This is a genomic window from Kitasatospora sp. NPDC090091 (assembly GCF_044747365.1).
In the GTDB taxonomy this organism is placed as follows: Bacteria; Actinomycetota; Actinomycetes; order Streptomycetales; family Streptomycetaceae; genus Kitasatospora.
Genome location: NZ_JBIVDY010000005.1, coordinates 397,494 through 413,313, shown reverse-complemented (window position 1 = coordinate 413,313; position 15,820 = coordinate 397,494). Strand labels below are relative to the sequence as shown.

General features: G+C 74.3%; 14 protein-coding genes and 1 pseudogene. 9 read left to right on the top strand and 6 right to left on the bottom strand.

Annotated features, from left to right (window positions below):
• Window positions 1-73: 73 nt before the first annotated feature.
• Window positions 74-589: a DUF4245 domain-containing protein gene (locus tag ACIPSC_RS11670; protein WP_400824879.1), complete on the top strand. Its 516-nt coding sequence runs from the start codon at window positions 74-76 to the stop codon at window positions 587-589.
• Window positions 590-746: 157 nt separating this feature from the next.
• Here ACIPSC_RS11670 and ACIPSC_RS11665 read toward each other — a convergent pair whose 3' ends face one another.
• The 4 genes from ACIPSC_RS11665 to ACIPSC_RS11650 form a co-directional block, all read right to left on the bottom strand.
• On the bottom strand, window positions 747-1,349 hold the full coding sequence (locus ACIPSC_RS11665) for a malonic semialdehyde reductase (RefSeq protein ID WP_400824878.1): 603 nt from the start codon (window positions 1,347-1,349) through the stop codon (window positions 747-749).
• 152 nt (window positions 1,350-1,501) lie between these two features.
• Window positions 1,502-1,753: an exodeoxyribonuclease VII small subunit gene (locus ACIPSC_RS11660; protein ID WP_238951037.1), complete on the bottom strand. Its 252-nt coding sequence runs from the start codon at window positions 1,751-1,753 to the stop codon at window positions 1,502-1,504.
• Between the two features lie 67 nt (window positions 1,754-1,820).
• The gene (gene xseA, locus ACIPSC_RS11655) at window positions 1,821-3,038 is read right to left on the bottom strand and encodes an exodeoxyribonuclease VII large subunit (protein WP_400824876.1); all 1,218 of its coding nucleotides are present in this window, start codon (window positions 3,036-3,038) and stop codon (window positions 1,821-1,823) included.
• Window positions 3,039-3,048: 10 nt separating this feature from the next.
• On the bottom strand, window positions 3,049-4,392 hold the full coding sequence (locus ACIPSC_RS11650) for an APC family permease (protein ID WP_400824874.1): 1,344 nt from the start codon (window positions 4,390-4,392) through the stop codon (window positions 3,049-3,051).
• 87 nt (window positions 4,393-4,479) lie between these two features.
• On the opposite strand from ACIPSC_RS11650, the gene ACIPSC_RS11645 reads away from it, so the two are divergent.
• Together ACIPSC_RS11645 and ppgK are read left to right on the top strand one after the other, a co-directional pair.
• Complete coding sequence (locus ACIPSC_RS11645; protein ID WP_400824873.1) at window positions 4,480-5,454, top strand: 4-hydroxy-3-methylbut-2-enyl diphosphate reductase; 975 nt, start codon at window positions 4,480-4,482, stop codon at window positions 5,452-5,454.
• Between the two features lie 156 nt (window positions 5,455-5,610).
• The gene (ppgK, locus tag ACIPSC_RS11640; protein WP_400824872.1) at window positions 5,611-6,357 is read left to right on the top strand and encodes a polyphosphate--glucose phosphotransferase; all 747 of its coding nucleotides are present in this window, start codon (window positions 5,611-5,613) and stop codon (window positions 6,355-6,357) included.
• A 73-nt stretch (window positions 6,358-6,430) separates the two neighbouring features.
• On the opposite strand, the gene ACIPSC_RS11635 is transcribed toward ppgK, so the two are convergent.
• Window positions 6,431-7,123 (bottom strand): DUF6542 domain-containing protein, encoded by a 693-nt coding sequence (locus tag ACIPSC_RS11635; protein ID WP_400824870.1) that lies wholly within the window; start codon window positions 7,121-7,123, stop codon window positions 6,431-6,433.
• A 116-nt stretch (window positions 7,124-7,239) separates the two neighbouring features.
• On the opposite strand from ACIPSC_RS11635, the gene ACIPSC_RS11630 reads away from it, so the two are divergent.
• The 3 genes from ACIPSC_RS11630 to ACIPSC_RS11620 all read left to right on the top strand — a co-directional run bounded on the left by ACIPSC_RS11630 (window position 7,240) and on the right by ACIPSC_RS11620 (window position 10,269).
• Window positions 7,240-7,632, top strand: a complete 393-nt coding sequence (locus tag ACIPSC_RS11630; protein WP_400824868.1) for a glyoxalase — start codon at window positions 7,240-7,242, stop codon at window positions 7,630-7,632.
• A gap of 75 nt (window positions 7,633-7,707) precedes the next feature.
• Window positions 7,708-8,781, top strand: a complete 1,074-nt coding sequence (gene ychF / locus ACIPSC_RS11625; RefSeq protein ID WP_313765365.1) for a redox-regulated ATPase YchF — start codon at window positions 7,708-7,710, stop codon at window positions 8,779-8,781.
• A gap of 147 nt (window positions 8,782-8,928) precedes the next feature.
• Window positions 8,929-10,269, top strand: a complete 1,341-nt coding sequence (locus tag ACIPSC_RS11620; protein ID WP_400824866.1) for a M20 family metallopeptidase — start codon at window positions 8,929-8,931, stop codon at window positions 10,267-10,269.
• Between the two features lie 55 nt (window positions 10,270-10,324).
• Here ACIPSC_RS11620 and ACIPSC_RS11615 read toward each other — a convergent pair.
• Window positions 10,325-11,454: pseudogene (locus ACIPSC_RS11615) on the bottom strand (dihydrofolate reductase family protein).
• 170 nt (window positions 11,455-11,624) lie between these two features.
• On the opposite strand from ACIPSC_RS11615, the gene ACIPSC_RS11610 reads away from it, so the two are divergent.
• The 3 genes from ACIPSC_RS11610 to ACIPSC_RS11600 all read left to right on the top strand — a co-directional run bounded on the left by ACIPSC_RS11610 (window position 11,625) and on the right by ACIPSC_RS11600 (window position 15,734).
• Window positions 11,625-13,007, top strand: coding sequence for a hypothetical protein (locus tag ACIPSC_RS11610; protein ID WP_400824865.1), 1,383 nt, complete (start codon window positions 11,625-11,627; stop codon window positions 13,005-13,007).
• 154 nt (window positions 13,008-13,161) lie between these two features.
• Window positions 13,162-13,980, top strand: a complete 819-nt coding sequence (locus ACIPSC_RS11605; protein ID WP_400824864.1) for a methyltransferase domain-containing protein — start codon at window positions 13,162-13,164, stop codon at window positions 13,978-13,980.
• Window positions 13,981-14,225: 245 nt separating this feature from the next.
• Window positions 14,226-15,734, top strand: a complete 1,509-nt coding sequence (locus ACIPSC_RS11600) for a DUF4190 domain-containing protein (protein ID WP_400824862.1) — start codon at window positions 14,226-14,228, stop codon at window positions 15,732-15,734.
• The last annotated feature ends 86 nt before the right edge of the window (window positions 15,735-15,820 follow it).

The following is a 15,820-nucleotide window of genomic DNA, read 5'->3' as shown; positions in this document are numbered from 1 at the left end:
CGAGGGCACCCCGGGTGCCGGTGTCCGGGACCGGATGAGTCACCATGTGGGGGTGGCTGGAGAGAGCAGAGGCATGAGGGGCCGGCAGACGGTGCGGGACATGGTCCTGTCGATGCTGGCGGTCGGCGTCGTGGTCTGGATCGGGTACCTGTTCCTGCCGCACGACGCGAGCGGTGACGGGGTCCACGCGAAGGAGTACAAGGTGGCCGCCGCCTCGGCGAAGCGTGCCGCGCCGTACCCGCTGCTCTCCCCGGAGGGGCTGTCCGACCGGTGGCGGGCCACCTCGGTGAGCTACGAGCCCGCCTCGCTGGGCAGGGGCAAAGGCAACGCCTGGCACCTGGGCTTCGTGACCCCGTCCGGCCAGTACGCGGCGCTCGAACAGAGCGACCTCGACCGCGACGCGCTGCTCTCCTCGGTCGTGGCCGGCGCGAAGCCGGACGGCACCGCCGATGTGGCCGGGAAGGCCTGGGAGCGGCTGCAGGGCACCAAGGACCGTGCGCTGACCAGCCGGAGCGGCACCGCCACCACCGTGCTCACCGGCACCGCCTCGTACGAGGAGCTGGCCGAGCTGGCGCAGGCGTTGAAGTAGTCCCGCGCCCCGGCACCGGCCGGCGGCGCGCCCCGCGGCGCGGCGGGCCGGTGCGGCCGGGTTTCTGCGGCCGGGTCTCCGCGGTCGCGGCGAGTCCGTGCGGAAGGGCCCCGCACCGGTCGGAACCGGTGCGGGGCCCTTCGCCGTGCCGGGAGGCTCAGACGGTGGTGACGACCTCGTCGTAGGCCAGGCGCGGCGAACGCGGGAACCAGGCGTCCTCGCCCGGCTTGCCGATGTTCACCACGGCCAGCACCGAGTGCTCGCCGTCGGCGAAGAACTCCTTGTTGATGCCCGCGGCGTTGAAGCCGGTCATCGGGCCGGCGGCCAGACCGGCGGCGCGGATGCCGACGATGAAGTAGCCGGCCTGCAGGGCGCCGTTCAGGTTGGCGGTGGACTCGCGGACCGGACGCTCGGTGAAGAAGAGGTCCTTGGCCTGCGGGAAGTGCGGCAGCTGGGTCGGCAGCTCCTCGTGGAACTCGTTGTCCACGGCCAGGATGGCGACCAGCGGGGCGGAGAGGGTCTTGGCCTTGTTGCCGTCCATCATGTGCTCGACGAGGCGCTCGCGGGCCTCGGCGGAGCGGACCAGGACGACGCGCATCGGCTGCGCGTTGAACGCGGTCGGGCCGTACTTCACCAGGTCGTAGACGGCCTGGATCTGCTCCTCGGTCACCGGCTCGTCGGAGAAGGTGTTGGCGGTACGGGCCTCGCGGAAGAGCAGGTCCTGAGCGGCGGTGTCCAGTACCAGAGCGTCGGTGGTCATGCTTCTCTACACCTCAAGAGTGACGGGGACGGAATTCGTCGGTCCGACCGGCGGGCGCCGATCACACGTGCACAACATGAGTGAAGATTCAACTGTTCCCGGGCGTCAATGTGAGCTGCGTCACCGGGGCTCTGACCTGGGCTGACGCATCGTCAGCCGCTCTCGGGCGCGCCTTCCTCGGCGGCCAGCGCCGCGTCCAGCCGGGCCCGGGCGCCGTCCAGCCACCGCTGGCAGACCTTCGCCAACTGCTCGCCGCGCTCCCACAGCGCCAGCGACTCCTCCAACGAGGTGCCGCCGTTCTCCAGCTGCCGCACCACCTCCAGCAGCGCGTCCCGGGCGTGCTCGTACCCGAGCGCGTCGTCCGGCGTCCGCGGCGCCGCCTCCACCTGCTCCTGCTCTGCCATGGGTGCCAGCGTAGGGGCTGACACCGACACCGTGCCCCCCGTTCCGCCCGGCTCGGCCGGACAGGGCCTACTCCGGGCCGTCGGCCACCGTGACGGAGAAACCGCCGCCCGCCACCCGGGCGTGCAGCGCGTCGCCCGCCCCGACCTGCGCCGGGTCGGTCACCACCGTGCCGTCGGCCCGCTGGAGCACCGCGTAGCCGCGCTCCAGGGTCGCCGCGGGGGAGAGCGCGACCACCCGGGCCAGCGTGTGCCCGAGGTCGCTCTGCGCGTGGTCCAGCCGGTGCCCGAGGGTCCGCCGGGCCCGCTCCAGCAGGGCCGCGACCTCCTGGCCGCGCCCGTCCAGCATCCGGTGCGGCACGGCCAGCGCCGGGCGGCTGCGCACGCCGTCCAGCCCGTGCTGCTCCCGGTCGACCCGGCCGAGGACGTGCCGGCGGGCCCGGTCGCGCAGGTTCCGCACCTTCGCCAGCTCCTCGCCGACGTCCGGCACCACCCGTTTGGCGGCATCGGTCGGGGTGGAGGCGCGCAGGTCGGCGACGAAGTCGAGCAGCGGCTGGTCCGGCTCGTGCCCGATCGCGCTGACCACCGGCGTCCGCGCCGCCGCGACCAGCCGGACGAGGCTCTCGTCCGAGAACGGCAGCAGGTCCTCCACGCTGCCGCCGCCCCGGGCGACGATGATCACGTCCACCTCGGGGTGCTCGTCCAGCTCCTGTACGGCCGCGCTCACCCGCTCCACCGCGCTCAGGCCCTGCACCGGGACGTTGCGCACCTCGAAGCGGACCGCCGGCCAGCGCCGCCGGGCGTTCTCCAGCACGTCCCGCTCGGCCGCCGAACCGCGCCCGGTGACCAGGCCGATGCACTGCGGCAGGAACGGCAGCGGCTTCTTCCGCTCGGCCGCGAACAGCCCCTCGCCGGCCAGCCGCCGCTTCAGCTGTTCCAGCCGGGCCAGCAGCTCGCCCAGCCCGACCATCCGGATCTCCGCCGCCCGGAGCGAGAGCTGCCCGCGCGCCGCGTACCACTCCGGCTTGGCGTGCACGACGACCCGCGAGCCCTCCTGCACCACGTCCGCGACCCGGTCGAAGACCGAGCGGAAGCAGGTCACCGTCAGCGAGACGTCCGCCTGCGGATCGCGCAGCGTCAGGAACACCACGCCCGCGCCCGGCCGCCGGCTGAGCTGGGTGATCTGCCCCTCCACCCAGACCGCGCCGAGCCGGTCGATCCAGCCGCCGATCAGCGCGGAGACCTTGCCGACCGGGAGCGGGGCTTCGGGGGAGCTGGTGTTGGCCATGCGTACGAGGCTATCGGCGGATGCCGACAGCGGAGGCCCCCTGGACGAGCAGGACGACGACTCCCACCGCCAACCAGACCAGTCCGGCGATCTGCGCCGTGTGCGAGGCCTCGTAGACCACCGCCCCGATCACCGCGATGCCCAGCACCGGCAGCACCAGATGCCCCAGCCAGTTGCGGGAGCGGTGCCTGACCGCGTACCAGCCGACCACCGAGGCGTGCAGCAGCGCGAAGGCGGTCAGCGCGCCGATGTTGACCACCGAGGTCAGCCGGTCCAGCCCGTCGTCCCGCTCGGCCGCCCAGACCGCCGCGGCCATCGTGATCACCGCCGCCGCCAGCAGCGCCCGGCGCGGCACCGCCGAGGCCGGGTCGACGGCGGCGAGGACGCGCGGCAGCCGCCCGTCCCGGGCCATCGCGTACAGCAGCCGCCCGGCCGCGGCCTGGCCGGCGAGCGCGGCGAAGGCGGCGCCGATCGCCTTGCTCGCCGCCACCAGCACGTGCAGCCAGTGCCCGACCGAGCCCTCCACGGTGTCGTAGAACGCCGAGCCCTGGGCGGCCGGGTCGGCGGCCAGCTCCTGCAGGGTCACCGGCTCCAGCAGCGCCGCCAGGTAGGTCTGCGTCACGAAGAGCACACCGGCCAGCACCAGGCACCAGAGGACCGCCCGCGCCACCGCCGCCGAGGCGCCCACCGCCTCCTCGACGAAGGTGGCGATCGCGTCGAAGCCCAGGAAGGAGAGCACGGCCACGGAGACCGCCGAGAGCACCGCGGTCGCGGAGAAGCCCCCGACAGCGGTCAGCGGCGTGTCCCAGCCGCGCTGCGCGCCGTCCCGCACCAGCACCACCACCGCCGCCACCGTGAACACCGCCAGCACCGCGAGCTCCATCGCCAGCACGGCGAAGCCGACCGCGGCCGCCGTCCGCACCCCGGCCAGGTTGAGTGCGGTGGTCACCAGCACCGCCAGGGCCGTCCAGACCCAGCGCGACACGCCCGGGACCAGCGAGTGCAGCGCGATGCCCGAGAAGAGGTACGCCACCGCCGGGATCAGCAGGTAGTCGAGCATCGCCATCCAGCCGGCGATGAACCCGGGCCCCTCGCCCAGGCCGGCCCGCGCGTAGGCGAACACCGAGCCGGTCTGCGGCACCGCCCGCACCATCTGGGCGTACGACCAGGCGGTGAACCCCATCGCGACGGTCGCCGCCAGGTAGACCGCGGCCACCGCGCCGTGGCTCTTCGCGTCCAGCACGCCGAACACGCCGACCGGCGCCATCGGGGCGATGAACAGCAGCCCGTAGACCATCAGATCGCGCACGCCCAGGCTGCGCCGCAGGCCGCCGGTTCCGACTCGCTCGCTCATGGGGACCACGATCGGGCATCGGCGGTCGAAACCGGGCCGAAGGCGCCACGCGTCGGCGCGGCCCGCCGCCGCCCGTACGATGGAGCCATGTCCAACACCGCGCAGCGCCGTGTCCTGCTCGCCGCCCCCCGGGGCTACTGCGCGGGCGTCGACCGCGCCGTGATCGCCGTGGAGAAGGCCCTGGAGCAGTACGGGGCGCCGATCTACGTCCGCAAGCAGATCGTCCACAACAAGTACGTGGTGCAGACCCTGGAGAAGAAGGGCGCGATCTTCGTCGACGAGACGGAGGAGGTGCCCGAGGGCTCGATCGTGGTGTTCTCCGCCCACGGCGTCGCGCCCTCCGTCCACGACGAGGCCAAGGCCGGCAAGCTCGCCACCATCGACGCCACCTGCCCCCTGGTGACCAAGGTGCACAAGGAGGCCGTGCGCTTCGCCGACGAGGGCTTCGACATCCTGCTGGTCGGCCACGAGGGCCACGAGGAGGTCATCGGCACCATGGGCGAGGCCCCGGACCGGATCCACCTGGTGGACGGGGCCGAGGACGTCGCGCAGGTGCAGGTCCGCGACGAGTCCAAGGTCGTCTGGCTCTCCCAGACCACGCTCTCGGTGGACGAGACCATGGCCACCGTCGGCGAGCTGAAGAAGCGCTTCCCGCTGCTGGTCAGCCCGCCCAGCGACGACATCTGCTACGCCACCCAGAACCGCCAGGTCGCCGTCAAGCAGATGGCGCCCGAGACGGACCTGCTGATCGTGGTCGGCTCCAAGAACTCCTCCAACTCCGTCCGCCTGGTCGAGGTCGGCCTGGAGTACGGCGCCAAGGCCGCCCACCTGGTGGACTTCGCCGAGGAGCTCCAGGAGTCCTGGCTGGAGGGCGTCACCACGGTCGGCCTGACCAGCGGCGCCTCGGTGCCGGAGATCCTGGTCGAGGGCGTCCTGGAGTGGCTGGCCGCGCGCGGCTACGGCGACGTGTCGACCGTGAAGACCGCCGAGGAGCACCTGACCTTCTCGCTGCCCAAGGAGCTCCGCCGCGACCTGCGCGCCGAGGCCGCCGGCAAGCTCTGACCCCGGATCCGCAGACCCGGCACCCCGCCACGGGGTGCCGGGTCTTCCGTTGTGCGCACCCGCGCGGGCTCTCGTAGCTTGGTGCAGAGGTATGCACAGGCTGTGGACAACCCGGCCTGCGGTCGTGGACAACGGAGTCGGCGGAGGGCGGTCGTCATGACGGCGGTATTCGGTGTGGACATCGGCGGGTCGGGCATCAAGGGTGCCCCCGTCGACCTCGGCCGGGGCGTGCTCGCCCAGGAGCGGCACAAGGTCCTCACCCCGAAGCCCTCCGCACCGGAGGCCGTGGTCGCCGCCGTCCGCGAGGTGGTCCGGCACTTCGACCACCAGGGCCCGGTGGGCCTGACCTTCCCCGGCGTGGTGGTGAACGGCCGGACGAGGACCGCCGCCAACGTCGACAAGGGCTGGATCGGCCTGGACGCCGAGGGGCTGTTCCGCGAGGCGCTCGACCTGCCGGCCACCGTGCTCAACGACGCCGACGCCGCCGGGCTGGCCGAGCTCACCCACGGCGCCGGCCGCGGCCGGCCGGGCGTGGTGCTGGTGCTCACCTTCGGCACCGGCATCGGCAGCGCCCTGTTCGTGGACGGCGCGCTGGTGCCCAACACCGAGCTGGGCCACCTGGAGCTGCGCGGCAAGGACGCCGAGCGGCGGGCCTCCTCGGCGGCCAAGGAGCGGCACGGGCTGAGCTGGGCGCAGTGGGCCGAGCGGGTCGACGAGTACCTCGACCTGGTGGAGATGCTCTTCTCGCCGCAGCTGATCGTGATCGGCGGCGGGGTGAGCCGCAAGCACGAGAAGTTCCTGCCGCTGCTGCGCGCGCGAGGGGCGCAGGTCGTCCCGGCGGAGCTGCGCAACGACGCCGGGATCGTCGGGGCGGCGATGGCGGCGGCCCGCGTCGCCGGCTGACCGGATCGCCGGGAGGGCCCGGGCGGGTGCGGTGGGCGGGTGCGGTGGGGAGGGGCGGCCGGTGGGCCGCCCCTCAGCGCGTCCGGTGGATCCGCTTCTGGGCGACGAACCGGGCCAGCACGATCACGGCGGCCAGGCCGGTGCCGGAGAACAGCCAGCCGGCCCGCAGCGCCAGTCCGGTTGCCAGCGCCACCACCTGGGCGGTCACCCCGGAGGAGGCGACCGGGCCGAGCAGCAGCAGGGCGGCGGCGAACGCGATCGGCCCGCTGATCGGCGCGGCCAGCAGGTCGGCGAAGCGCACCCGGACGGCCAGCTGGAAGCAGACCAGCAGGTAGCCGACGCCGAACAGCACCCCGAGTCCGCCGAAGAGCAGCCGGTCCAGGCCGGCCGCCGCGACGGTCGCGGCCATCGCGGCCACGCCGGTGCCGACCGCGGTCAGCCGGGTCGGCCGCCCGGTGCGCCGGCGCCCGTAGAGGCGGCCGTTCGGGCGGCCGTCACCGCGTTCGCCGGTGCGCTCGGGGGACCGCCCGTCGGCGCGCTCACCGGAGCGCGCGGCGAACGGCAGGTGCAGCCGCGGCCGGGCGCCGGCCGAGCGGCCGCGGTCGGTGGCGCCGGCCACCGGGCGCAGCCGGGAGGCGGGGGCGGCCGCTCCGACCGGTCCGGCGGTCTCGGGGGCCCGCCCGGGGCCGGGGACGGCGGCCCCGGCCGCGCCGTTCGGCGGTCGGCGTCTGGGCCCTGGCGGCTGGGTTCGGATGCTCTGCTCCACCCACCCAACGTACGGTCCGATCATCGCCACACTGTGTAATGGCCGTTCGGGAGCTTGCTCCGTGTCTTCGAACGGAGTACTGATGTGATCGTCGATCAACTCGTCCGGGGGGATGCATGAGCACGGGATTCGCCTTCGCGCGGCTGCACCACGTGCAGCTGGACATCCCGGCCGGGGCCGAGGACGAGTGCCGCGCCTTCTGGCAGGGCGTGCTCGGGATGGCCGAGCTCCCCAAGCCCCCGGTGCTGGCCGCGCGCGGCGGCTGCTGGTTCCGCGGCGGCGGGGTCGAGGTGCACCTGGGCGTGGTGGCGGAGTTCCGTCCCTCCCGCAAGGGCCACCCCGGGATCCAGGTGCACGACCTGGACGCGCTCGCCGACCACCTGGCCGCCCACGGTCACGACGTCGTCTGGGACGGCGAGCTTCCCGGCCACCGCCGCTTCCACAGCCACGACCGGCTGGGCAACCGGCTGGAGTTCCTGGAGCCGCTACCGGCGGCGGCCGGCGCCTGACCCGCTGCCCGTAGACTGGGGGATCGGCCCGCACGGTGCCGACCCAACTCCTCCAAGCCCACGGGACTTCGCTTCATGTCGCTCACGATCGGAATCGTCGGCCTGCCGAACGTCGGCAAGTCGACCCTGTTCAACGCCCTGACCAAGAACGACGTGCTGGCGGCCAACTACCCGTTCGCCACCATCGAGCCCAACGTCGGCGTCGTCGGCGTCCCGGACGAGCGCCTCGCCAAGCTCGCCGAGATCTTCGGCTCGCAGCGCATCCTCCCGGCCACCGTCGACTTCGTCGACATCGCGGGCATCGTGCGCGGCGCCAGCGAGGGCGAGGGCCTGGGCAACAAGTTCCTGGCCAACATCCGCGAGTCGGACGCGATCTGCCAGGTCGTGCGCGCCTTCACCGACCCGGACGTGGTGCACGTGGACGGCAAGGTGTCGCCCAAGGACGACATCGAGACCATCCACACCGAGCTGATCCTGGCCGACCTCCAGACCATCGAGAAGGTGCTGCCCCGGCTCCAGAAGGAGGCGCGCCTGAAGAAGGACACCGCCCCCGTCCTGGCCGCCGCCGAGGCCGCCCAGGCGATCCTGGAGACCGGCAAGACGCTCTTCGAGGCCGGCTTCGACACCGCCCCGATCCGTGAGCTGCACCTGCTGACCGCCAAGCCCTTCCTCTACGTCTTCAACGTGGACGAGGACGAGCTGGCCGACGAGGACTTCAAGAACGCCCAGCGCGAGCTGGTGGCCCCCGCCGAGGCGATCTTCCTCAACGCCAAGATCGAGTCCGAGCTGATCGAGCTGGACGACGCCGAGGCGCTCGAACTGCTCCAGTCGATGGGCCAGGAGGAGCCCGGCCTCGCCACCCTCGCCCGGGTCGGCTTCGACACCCTGGGCCTGCAGACCTACCTCACGGCCGGTCCCAAGGAGACCCGCGCCTGGACGATCAAGAAGGGCGCCACCGCCCCCGAGGCCGCCGGCGTGATCCACACCGACTTCCAGAAGGGCTTCATCAAGGCCGAGGTCATCTCCTTCCACGACCTGGTCGAGACCGGCTCCATCGCCGAGGCCCGCAGCAAGGGCAAGGCCCGCATCGAGGGCAAGGAGTACATCATGCAGGACGGCGACGTGGTGGAGTTCCGCTTCAACGTCTGACCCCTGTGTGGATCCGGGAGCGCCCGGCTGCTGTCCCCGGACGGTGGCCGGGCGGTTCCGTTTCGAGACGGTGGGACATTGACGTCCCCCGGTCGTCGGTTGATTGACTGTCGATCAGATGTGAGTTGATCATGCGATGGGGGAATCATGACTCGTTCGAACAGGCCTGCCCTGAGCCGACGGACGTTGTTGGGCGGGACCGCGGCCGCGGGGGTGGGTGCCGTGCTGGCGTCCGGGACGGCGGCCGCCGCGGCGGACTCCGCGCACCGGCGCAACCCGATCGACCAGGCCGCGGTCGACGCGGTGGCCGCGCGGCTCGACGGCGACCTGCTCGCCCTGCGGCGGGAGCTGCACGCGAACCCCGAGACGGCCGGCCACGAGACGCACACCGCCGCGGCGGTGGCGCAGCGGCTCCGGGCCGCCGGGCTGGAGGTCACCACCGGGGTGGGGGCCACCGTGGACAAGGACGGCAACCCGGTGCCCGGCACCGGGGTGGTGGCCGTCCTGCGGGGTGCCCGCCCCGGGCGCACGGTGGCGTACCGCGCCGACATGGACGCCGTGCCGGGGGACGGCATCATGCCGCGGAAGCCGGACCGCCCGGCGGCGCACGCCTGCGGGCACGACATCCACACCACCGTGGGGGTCGGCGTCGCGCAGGTGCTGGCGCAGCTGCGGCACCGGCTCAGCGGCACGGTGGCGTTCTTCTTCCAGCCCGGCGAGGAGAGCCTGCGCGGGGCCGAGGCGATGATCGGCGAGCGGGTGCTGGAACGCACCGGCGCCGAGGAGATCCACGCGCTGCACTGCGGCCCCTACCCGGTGGGGCAGTTCGCGGTGACCCCGGGCACCGGGCTGCCCGGCCAGGATCAGGCGCTGATCACACTGACCGGTCCGGACGCGCTCGGGGCGGCCGCCCGGCTGGCGGGCGAGATCTCCGCGCTCAGCACGGTGGCCCTGCCGCAGCTGCCCGCGGATCTGGAGCGGATGGTCGCGGACGTGCAGACGCCGGACGGGCCGCTGGCCCGGTTCCTGGTGACCCAGGCCAGGGCCGGGGAGAAGCCGGACGCCGAGGGCCGGGTCACGGTCGCGGTGAAGTTCCGCTGCTGGCCGGAGGAGCGGACCCCCGAGATCCGCGAGGAGCTCCGCCGGCTGGCGCAGCCGTACGCGGGAGCGGTCGCCTTCCCGAAGCCGCCGTTCCCGGCGCTGGTCTGCCCCGAGAAGGAGACCGACGCGCTGGCCCGGCACCTGCGCCGGGTGCTCGGTCCGGGCGGGGTGACGGTGAACCACACCGCCTACCCCTTCAACGGGGAGGACTACGCGCTGTTCCTGCAGCGGATCCCGGGCACCTACACCTTCCTCGGGGTCCGCACCCCCGGGTCGGGGATCGAGACGAGCTACCCGCACTACGAGACCTTCACCCCGGACGAGCGGGCGATCGGCGTCGGCGTCCGGGCGATGGCCGGCTGGCTGGCCACCCGCGCCCACTGCTGAGCCACCGGTGCCGGGGCCGCACCCTCGGGCGCGGCCCCGGCACCGGCCGCCGGGCTCAGCCCAGCAGGTGGGCGTTGACCGCGCGGGCCTCCTCGGCCAGCTCGGGCAGCTCCACCAGCTCGATTCCGGCCGCCTCCAGCAGCGCCGCGCCCTGGGTCTCCGCGACGAAGGTGGCCGGCTCGCGCCAGGCCACCACCACCCGCGGGACGCCCGCCGCGATCAGCAGCCGGGCGCACGGCCGCGGACGCGAGGCGCGCCGTCCGCACGGCTCCAGCGAGCTGTAGACGGTGGCCCCGCGCAGCCGGGGGTCGTCGGCCGGGAGCTTGGCCAGGGCCGCCTCCTCGGCGTGGTCGTGCGGGTCGGACTCGCGGCTGTAGCCCTCCGCGAGCACCTCGCCGTCCGCGCCGACGATCACCGCGCCGACCGAGAACGCCGTCCCGGACGGCGGGCACTGGCGGGAGAGCTCGACGGCCCTCCGCAGGAAGTCGAGGTCGGCGGTCACGGGGCGGGCTCCTTCGGGGCGTACCTGAGCAGGACGACGTCGCCCACGGTACGTGCCTCCAGCAGCCGCATCCGGCGGACCGGGCCGCCGGGGAAGGCCGCGGGGTGGACGAAGCGCGGCGCGTCCGCCTGCCCGACCAGCAACGGGGCGACGGCCAGCTGGAGTTCGTCGGCCAGGCCCCGGGCCAGGAACTGGGTGTGCACGCTGCTGCCGCCCTCGACCATCAGCCGGCGCACCCCGCGCGCGCCGAGGTCGTCCAGCACCGCGCCGAGGTCCACCGTGCCGCCGAGGGCCACCACCTCGGCCAGCCCGTCCAGTGCGGGGCGCAGCACGGCCGCACCGGCGTCGGTGGTGTACGCCAGCCGGGCGCCGCCGGTGTGCCAGAACCGCAGCGACGGGTCGAGCGCGCCGCTCGCGCTGAGGGTGACCTTCAGCGGGTACTCGGGCCGGCCGGCCGCGAGCCGGGCGGCCCGCCGGGCGGGGTCGTTGACCAGCAGCCGGGGGTTGTCCGCGCGCAGGGTGTTGCCGCCGACCAGGATCGCGTCGCTGGCGGCGCGCTCCTCGTCCACCCGGTCGAAGTCGGCCGGGTTGGAGAGCAGCAGCCGCTCGGGGCCGGCGTCGTCGAGGTGTCCGTCGAGCGACACGGCGGCGCTCAGCAGGACGAAGGGGCGCGGGGCGGTCATGGTGGAACCGTTCTGTCGGGTGCCGCTCCACGGTACGGCCCGCCGGCCGCGCGGAGCCGCACGAGGGTTGCTGTTCGTCCGGCGGCCCGCTGTCGGAGGGGCGGCGTTCGCCGAGGGGCCCCACCCTGGTCCGGACCTCGCACCGCCCCCCACGTCGAAGGGCTGTCCCCGTGTCCCGTCTCTCCCGCGGCCTGCTGCCGCTGGCCGTCGCCGTCGCCGCTCTGCCGGTGCTCGCGCTGCCCGCCGGATCCGCCGCCGCCGTGACGTACGGCACTCCCACGATCACGCTCTCGGCCGGCTACCTCTCCGGCGCGGTCGGCGCCACCGGCGACCCGACCGTCACCGTCACTGTCGCGCAGAGCGGCGCCGCGGCCTCGGCGCTCACCGTCGCCGCCTCCGCCACCACCCGCAGCTCGGTGGCCCGCACCGGTGACGTCACCGTCACCGGCACCACCGGGACCCGTTCCCTCGCGGTCGCCGCCCAGGGCGTCGGCTACACCGACCTCACCATCAAGGTCACCGGCCTCGGCGGCAAGACCGCGACGAAGACGCTGCACTACGCGGCCTCGGCGGCCGTGCAGCACTCGGCCGACAGCCGCTACCTGACCGGCTCCAGCGACGCCTCGGCGGCGGTGGACGCGGGCGGCGGCTACATCGTGGTGGCCGACGACGAGTCCAACGTGCTGCGGCTCTACGACCGCAACGCCTCCGGCGCGCCGGTGCGCACCTGGGACTTCGGCTCGGCGCTCGGCGTCTCCAAGGAGATCGACATCGAGGGCGCCACCCGGGTCGGCAACACGATCTACTGGACCGGCTCGCTGGGCAACAACAAGGACGGCGTGATCAAGACGGAGCGGCACACCGTCTTCGCCACCACCGTCACCGGCTCGGGGGCGAGCACCCAGCTGGCGCTCGCGGGCAAGTACACCGGTCTGCGTGCCGACCTGATCGCCTGGGACAAGGCCAACGGCAACCGCTACGGCTTCGCGGCGGGCGCGGCGGACGGCCAGGTGCCCAAGCAGATCGACGGCTTCAACGTCGAGGGCCTGGAGTTCGCGCCGGGCAGCACCACCACCGCGTACGTGGGCTTCCGCGCGCCGCTGACCCCGGCGGTCACCGGCGGCCGGGCGCTGATCGTGCCGGTCACCAACTTCTCATCGCTGCCGGGTGGTTCGGCGCACGCCACGTTCGGTGCCCCGATCGAGCTCGACCTCGGCGGGCTCTCCGTCCGGGACATCCGGCGCAACGCGCTCGGCCAGTACGTCATCGTGGCCGGCTCGTGGGCGGCGGACGACAACTCCGACCCGTACGCGCTCTACCGCTGGGACGGCCGGCCCGGTTCGCAGCCGGTCAAGCTGCTGAACCTGCCGACCTCCGACGCGGGCGGCTGGGAGGCGGTGCCGGACGTGCCGGACCTCACCGTCCCGGGCGCCCGGGTGCAGCTGATCACCGACGACGGCTCGGCCGTCCTCTACGGTGACGGCGTCGAGGCCAAGGACCTCACCCACCCGGAGTGGAAGAAGTCGCGGAGCACCTGGTTTACCGTCAACTGACCCCCGCTGCAAGTAGCGAGCCCCCGCCCGGTAACGGGCGGGGGCTTTCGCGTGCTGCACTCCGATCGCCATATGAGACGAATCTTCTCGTCATGCGGGATGAGGAGTAGCGTCGGAGGCGTCGGAGATCGACCGCACCCGAGGGGGATCCGCCATGACCGGACAGCAGCGCGACGCCGTCTACACCCACGGCCACCAGGAGCCGGTACTGCGCTCGCACAGCTCGCGCACCGTCGACGACTCGGCGGCCTACCTGAAGCCCGAACTGCGGCCCGGGCAGGCCGTTCTGGACGTCGGCTGCGGCCCCGGCACGATCACCGCGGACCTGGCCGGGCTGGTCGGCCCCACCGGGCGGGTGGTGGCCGTGGACACCTCGGCCGAGGTGCTGGAGGCGGCGGCCCGGTTCGCCGCCGGCCGCGGGCTGGCCAACGTGGTCTTCGCGGTCGCGGACGTCCACCGGCTGCCCTACGCCGACGGCGAGTTCGACGTGGTGCACGCCCACCAGGTGCTGCAGCACGTGGCCGACCCGGTGGCCGCCCTGCGCGAGATGCGCCGGGTGACGGCGGAGGGCGGCGTGGTCGCGGTCCGGGACGTCGACTACGCGAGCATGACCTGGTACCCGCAGGCGCCGGAGCTGGAGCGCTGGCTGGAGCTGTACCGGGACGTCGCGCGGGCCAACGGCGGCGAGCCGGACGCCGGCCGGCGGCTGCTGTCCTGGGCCCGCGCGGCGGGCTTCACCGAGGTGACCGCCACGTCCAGCAGCTGGACCTTCGCGACGCCGGAGCAGCGCGCCTGGTGGGGCGGGATGTGGGCCGACCGGATCGTGGGCACCGGCATCGCCAGGACGGCGGTGGCCGAGGGGTTCGCGGACCGCGCGGAGCTGGAGCGGATCGCGGCCGGCTGGCGCGCCTGGGCCGCGGACGGGGACGGCTGGTTCGCGATGCTGCACGGGGAGGTGCTGGCGCGCGGTTAGGGCCTGGCCTGTGGATCAGGCCGGGTCGGCGGCGTGATCCGACCTGATCCACAGGACAGGCCCCAGGGCGGTTTCGGGGGTGGTGCGGCGGGCCGGGGAAATGCGCGAAGAGCCCTTCGCAAGATCGGGTAGAGTCGCGCGTCCGTTCCCATGGTCGCCCGCCGTTCGGCGGTCGGTCGGTCCACGGAGCGTTCGAGTCGAACTGCCGAGCTGATGCCCGCGAGCGGCGGGCCGGGGAGTCCAACGTGTCCAAGCCCGAGCCCGATGCGCCCGCGCCGGCGCCGGCAGCTGCGCCGGCACCCGCGTCCGACGGAGCCGGGCCGGATGCGGCGGTGACGGTGGAGGCGATGGCGGGGGCGACGTCGGCGGCCGGGCCGGACTCGGACGAGGGCACGGCCCCGGCCGCTGCGGCGGCGCCCGCCGACCGGGTCGAGCTGACCAAGCCGGCCCCGGCGGCCGCCGGGGAGCCGGTCACGCCCGCCGGGCCGGCGGCCGCCGCCCCGGACGATCCCTGGGCGGCTCCGGTGTCCGGCACCGCCCCGTCCGCTCCGCACACCCCGCCGCACACCCCGCCGCACACCCCGCCGCCCGCCGCGCCGGTCCCCCCGCCCGCCGCCACCGGCTGGGCCACCGTCCCGCCCGGCGCACTGAGCGGCTACCAGCCCGGCTACGCCTACCCGCAGGATCCCGGCGCCACCAACGGCTTCGCCGTCGCCGCGCTGATCACCGGCCTGCTCTGCCTCTGGCCGCTCCCGCTGGTCTTCGGCATCGTCGCCCTGATCCAGCTCCACCGGCGCAACGAGCGCGGCCGCGGCATGGCCGTCACCGGCGTCGTCCTCGGCGCGCTCGGCACGCTGGCCCTCCTGGTGGGCCTCCTCGGCGTGGTCGCCGCCGGCGTCGACGCCACGGAGGACGCCGACCGCCCCGCCCGTGCCCCCAAGGCCCCGCCGGGGGCCGTGGTCTGGTCCTCGCTCAAGGCCGGCGACTGCTACAACCTGCCCGGCGACCACTCCGGCGCCGACCCCGGGTCCGGTACCGCGGACCAGGCGGTCTTCTGGGTGAGCCGGGTGCCCTGCATGCTCCCGCACCAGGGCGAGGTGGCCGGCACCGCCCGCATCCCGGAGAGCGACGGCCCGGGCTACCCGGGCGAGACCCGGGTCCGCGAGCGCGCCGCCGCGCTCTGCACCCCGGTGCTCGACGAGTACGCCCTCGACTACTGGGCCGTGCCGGACGGCATGGACGAGGTCTACCTCTACCCGAGCCGGGCCAACTGGAAGTCCGGCGAGCGCGACGTCACCTGCGCCTACGAGGACCGCGACGGCCTGCACCGCGGGAGCGTCCGCACCGACCGGGCCGGCCTGAACCCGGCCCAGCTCGCCTACCTGGAGGCCGCCCGGGCCTTCAACAGCGCGTACTGGGACGAGCCGGACGCCGAGATCGACGAGGCGCACGCCGAGTACCGGGCGTGGGCCCGGAAGATGGCCGAGGCCTCCCGCAAGGAGGCCGAGGACCTCTCCAAGACGTCGACGAACTGGCCGGAGGGTGCCCGGCCCAAGGTCGCCGAGCTGGTGGCCGCCCAGCGGGAGGCGGCGACCGCCTGGGACACCGCGGCGAAGACCACCGACGGGACGGCGCTCGAACGCGAGGTCCGGCGGGCGAAGACGCTGGTGGCCAAGTCGACCAGGCTGACCACCGAGATCCGGCGCGAGCTCGGACTCTCGACCGGCGAGCAGGTCGGCGACATCCAAGTCTGACGGGGCCGGCGGAACCGGGAGGCCGGGGAAGCCCCCGGGGACCGGCGCCGGCCAGCCCCACCCTGACTCGGCGCAACGGTTACCCG

Coding starts and splice junctions, on each gene's coding strand:
- ACIPSC_RS11670 (WP_400824879.1), top strand. CDS start 74: ATGAGGGGCCGGCAGACGGTGCGGGACATGGTCCTGTCGATGCTGGCG.
- ACIPSC_RS11665 (WP_400824878.1), bottom strand. CDS start 1,349: ATGACCACCGACGCTCTGGTACTGGACACCGCCGCTCAGGACCTGCTC.
- ACIPSC_RS11660 (WP_238951037.1), bottom strand. CDS start 1,753: ATGGCAGAGCAGGAGCAGGTGGAGGCGGCGCCGCGGACGCCGGACGAC.
- xseA (WP_400824876.1), bottom strand. CDS start 3,038: ATGGCCAACACCAGCTCCCCCGAAGCCCCGCTCCCGGTCGGCAAGGTC.
- ACIPSC_RS11650 (WP_400824874.1), bottom strand. CDS start 4,392: ATGAGCGAGCGAGTCGGAACCGGCGGCCTGCGGCGCAGCCTGGGCGTG.
- ACIPSC_RS11645 (WP_400824873.1), top strand. CDS start 4,480: ATGTCCAACACCGCGCAGCGCCGTGTCCTGCTCGCCGCCCCCCGGGGC.
- ppgK (WP_400824872.1), top strand. CDS start 5,611: ATGACGGCGGTATTCGGTGTGGACATCGGCGGGTCGGGCATCAAGGGT.
- ACIPSC_RS11630 (WP_400824868.1), top strand. CDS start 7,240: ATGAGCACGGGATTCGCCTTCGCGCGGCTGCACCACGTGCAGCTGGAC.
- ychF (WP_313765365.1), top strand. CDS start 7,708: ATGTCGCTCACGATCGGAATCGTCGGCCTGCCGAACGTCGGCAAGTCG.
- ACIPSC_RS11620 (WP_400824866.1), top strand. CDS start 8,929: ATGACTCGTTCGAACAGGCCTGCCCTGAGCCGACGGACGTTGTTGGGC.
- ACIPSC_RS11605 (WP_400824864.1), top strand. CDS start 13,162: ATGACCGGACAGCAGCGCGACGCCGTCTACACCCACGGCCACCAGGAG.